Source organism: Candidatus Protochlamydia sp. W-9 (genome assembly GCF_001950615.1).
GTDB classification, from domain to species: Bacteria; Chlamydiota; Chlamydiia; order Chlamydiales; family Parachlamydiaceae; genus Protochlamydia; species Protochlamydia amoebophila.
This window is the reverse complement of the sequence record NZ_BCPZ01000144.1, coordinates 1-3,547: the sequence shown is the minus strand read 5'-3', so window position 1 is coordinate 3,547 and position 3,547 is coordinate 1. Positions and strand designations below refer to the sequence as shown.

Here is a 3,547-nt window from a genome sequence, read left to right as displayed (position 1 = left end):
AATTTGAAAGCCTGTCTTTGGCTCAATCGATGATTTTCTATCATCCATTTAGCACAAAGTCGCTTAGCAGCTGGGCTTACCACTTTTTTGACAAGACATCCTTTAAAGCCACAATGTCTAAAGCTTGGTCAGCAACAAGCCTTTTAAGCTTAGTATTTTAAGACTCAAGGCTCCTTAATCGTTGAGCTTCGGAAACATCCATCCCACTAAACTTTGCTTTCCATTGATAATAAGAAGCTGTGCTGACTTTGTGCTTGCGACAAACTTCTTCAAGAGGTATTCCAGAGTCAACTTCTTTTTAGGGTTTTAATGATTTGTTCTTCTGTGAATCTTTTCTTCATACTGTTTCCCTTTTTTTAAAAGATAGCATGATTTTCTACTTTCTGTTGGACCTTTTTTGCGGGGCAATGTCATTTACTTACACTCTCTTCTTACCATTTAAGGGGGTACTTTATTAGATGGGTATGATGGCATGTTTTGGGCTGGCAGTGCTCAAGGAATTTATCACGAGCTCAAAAAAATCATGAAACAGCTTGTTGATCAAGGAAAAGCAGAAAGAGTGAAACAAACAAATATTGAACATGCTCTTAACGAATTAATGCCTTTCGATTATCCTAATTTTTTATCGAAAGTCATTTGTATATTATTGATCTTGAATCTAAAAAGTTAGAAAATTAAAAAAATTAACTAGATATGAACCTATGCCCGTTTTTTTTAAAGGGCAACAGAGATTTATTTCATCAAATCCGATTATTTATTTGCATTTAAGCTCTACGACGCTATTCGTTCAGCCGATAATCAATATTAAAAAATTAACAAAACACCAAATACAGAAGCTTTTTTTTGCTGGCCCTAAATTTTAGAATGGAGTGCCAATTCGTCTGCAATTTTTTTCTACAAACCTTCTTAAACCTAAATAACAACATAATCTATAAAACAAAATCTCAAGTTTATAGACGAGTCGTGATAAAAACTTTTCCATGTTCATCAACTAGTACAGAGTTTTCAGCTTGAGCTACAATTCCATTTTTTTCTTCAATCAATGGACCGTATTCAGCAATCACTCCAAATCGTAATAGTTCCGCCAGTCCCGTTTCCAACTCTAATAGAGAAAATTGTGCATCTAATAAATTGTGAATAGAAAAAGGAAGGCCATTAAACGTTTTTACTTTATTTAAAACTAAACGAGCTATTTCGGAGCGAACGGGTCTCCAGGAAGTAAAAGCAAATATAGTCGCTTTTCCTTCTTCATAAATTAATCCTTCCCCATCTGTTGCAAAAGGTTCTATCGCAAAAGTCATGCCTGGCTTAATAACCGCTTTAGAATGATTATCATAATTGGGTATTATAGGCGAAGTATGAATTTTATGAGGCCCTAACCCATGCCCAGATAAATTTTTTACAGCTTTAAAACCATAAGAAGAAATGGTTTGATCAATCGTATAACCAATTTCCCGCACAGGTAATCCAACCTTAACTATTTGTTCAGCATTCAAAAGTGCTTCTTCTACAGCTTGGATAAGTTTTTGATATTTATCCGACAAATCAACTGTCACTGCGCAATCACCGATAGCTCCTTTATAACACACACCAACATCAAGTTTAATTACTTGATCAGAGAAAATGACGTCTTCACCCGGATAAATCAAATAATGTGCCGCCACATGATTTAAGGCCATTTGAGGAGGAAAAGCGGGTTTAGCTCCCAAATCGAAAATTTTCGCTGAAATTTTGTCCATTACGTCTTTATAGGAAGCTCCTTTTTTTATAAGGCTTTTTCCATACGCACGAACTTGACCTGCTAATTCTCCTGCGCGAATAAAATTTTGCTTGTAGATTTGCTGCATAATTAATTTTCTTGTCTAATTTCTGGTTTTTACAAATTCAAATATGCCGTCTCCTATCATTAGGAGGTAATTAAATTCAACGGAAATTTGAAGATAAAATTTTATGGCAGATTAGTTTACAATTAAGAAAAAACCAAAATCGCAAGCTATCTACTTTGACTTATAAATGTTTTTTTATTTTAAATCGATTAAAAGAAATATCCTAGTTGTAATTCAATTTCTTGCCGAAAAACAGGGAAATTGTCGACAAGACGTTTTTTATATTCGAGCGATAAAACCAATTTTTCAGTGAGCATTTTGCCTACTTGAATGTCAAAAGGAACAAACCAAGTTCGATGTTTCCAATTATACCGAATTTTTGGGGCAAGCGTAACAAACCAGTTATAAGGTAAATCAAAGTTGAATATAGGTTCAAGACAAGTTTGATTAATCGAACGACGTGATCTAGCTCCCCCTATATCAAAGTCTTGTCGCACGAGAAATGCGCACCAGGCCCCGTTTATCCAATTTTTCAAATCATATTTAAACGAAAAAGTTGGAAGCATTTGATATTTGCCTGAACCTAAGTTTTTCCCTTGCGCAGTCGGAAAACACAGCTTTAATCCAAAAGCAAATGTCCATTTCCCGTAAGTGGGAGTAATAAATAATGCTTGAAATGAAAGATCGGATAATCCCCTTTCATGTTTTTTTGGAGAAAGAATCATATAATGATATCCTACGAGTTTTTTGATGCGAATATCGGTATAAGGAAGATCAACGCGAGTAGATACAACCCAACGCTCATTCAAATTGAAAGGCTTATCTGCTCGCAAAGTAAATGTTTGCGCTCTGGAAAATTCGCTGATATCTTGATATTTACAAAATAAAACTAATCTCGGTAAAGGTTTTGTGAAATCTTGCCCATTATTAATTTTCCCCTTCCCTGATTCTGCGAAATTATAAATGGTCATTAATAAAGAAATTGCTAAAAAATAAAAAATACAATTGGTAAATTTCATGATAAAATGGTAACCGTTATAAAATTTAAAGATGCTTATTTTATGTATTCGAATATAAAATGAGTAAAGAGCGATTAAGTAGCAATCTTTGAAAAAGAGAAATGTGCAAAAAGGCAAAACAACCAAGAACACATCTAAAATCATAACATTTTGCTGATTTATAAATAGAAAATGGTTAAACGGTAGAAATTATAAAACTTAAAAACGTAACCAATTCATTAAAAAACTCATCTCTTGTTCAACTTGCAAAATAACTGATGTTATTATTTTAAATAATCTCATAACGATAAAAAATGCCGCTATTAAAAAGTCAAGCTAGCAACGCTCGTAATCAATTTTGCCACCTTAAAACCCACGACAATATAAAGAATTTTTATTAATAGAGTCAAAACAATTCACTCTAACAGCAAGCTAGAAAGTTCGAACAATTTATGTAACTCCTGATTAGGTCATAAAACTCTTAGTAATAAAATCAAAAACAAACTTGGAAATAAATGAAGATGTCAATTTTACATAAAATTTATCTTCCTCTCTCTAAATTTTTTTTTATAGTTATTCTTGCAAGGCTACCGTATTTAAAATATCTCTTCTAAAAAAATAAAAAAAATTAGTTCTTAAAATAAGATAAAGTTTATTCTGTGTAACAGAATATAATACATAGAAGGAAAAACTTACTAAAATATTGGAAATATTCATATAATT

3 protein-coding genes and 1 pseudogene are annotated in these 3,547 nt (G+C 32.6%); 1 reads left to right on the top strand and 3 read right to left on the bottom strand.

Translation table 11 applies throughout. The features are described 5' to 3' along the window. Window positions 1-157: 157 nt before the first annotated feature. Window positions 158-286 (bottom strand): annotated as a pseudogene (locus BU804_RS17430) (transposase); the annotation flags it as partial. A 186-nt stretch (window positions 287-472) separates the two neighbouring features. Here BU804_RS17430 and BU804_RS04305 point away from each other — a divergent pair. Beyond that, complete coding sequence (locus tag BU804_RS04305) at window positions 473-670, top strand: hypothetical protein (protein WP_075883120.1); 198 nt, start codon at window positions 473-475, stop codon at window positions 668-670. Between the two features lie 280 nt (window positions 671-950). On the opposite strand, the gene map is transcribed toward BU804_RS04305, so the two are convergent. After that, window positions 951-1,847 (bottom strand): type II methionyl aminopeptidase, encoded by an 897-nt coding sequence (map, locus tag BU804_RS04300; RefSeq protein WP_075883119.1) that lies wholly within the window; start codon window positions 1,845-1,847, stop codon window positions 951-953. A gap of 188 nt (window positions 1,848-2,035) precedes the next feature. After that, window positions 2,036-2,845 carry a hypothetical protein gene (locus BU804_RS04295; RefSeq protein WP_075883118.1) on the bottom strand — a complete coding sequence of 270 codons (810 nt, stop codon included), beginning with the start codon at window positions 2,843-2,845 and terminating at the stop codon, window positions 2,036-2,038. Between the last annotated feature and the right edge of the window lie 702 nt (window positions 2,846-3,547).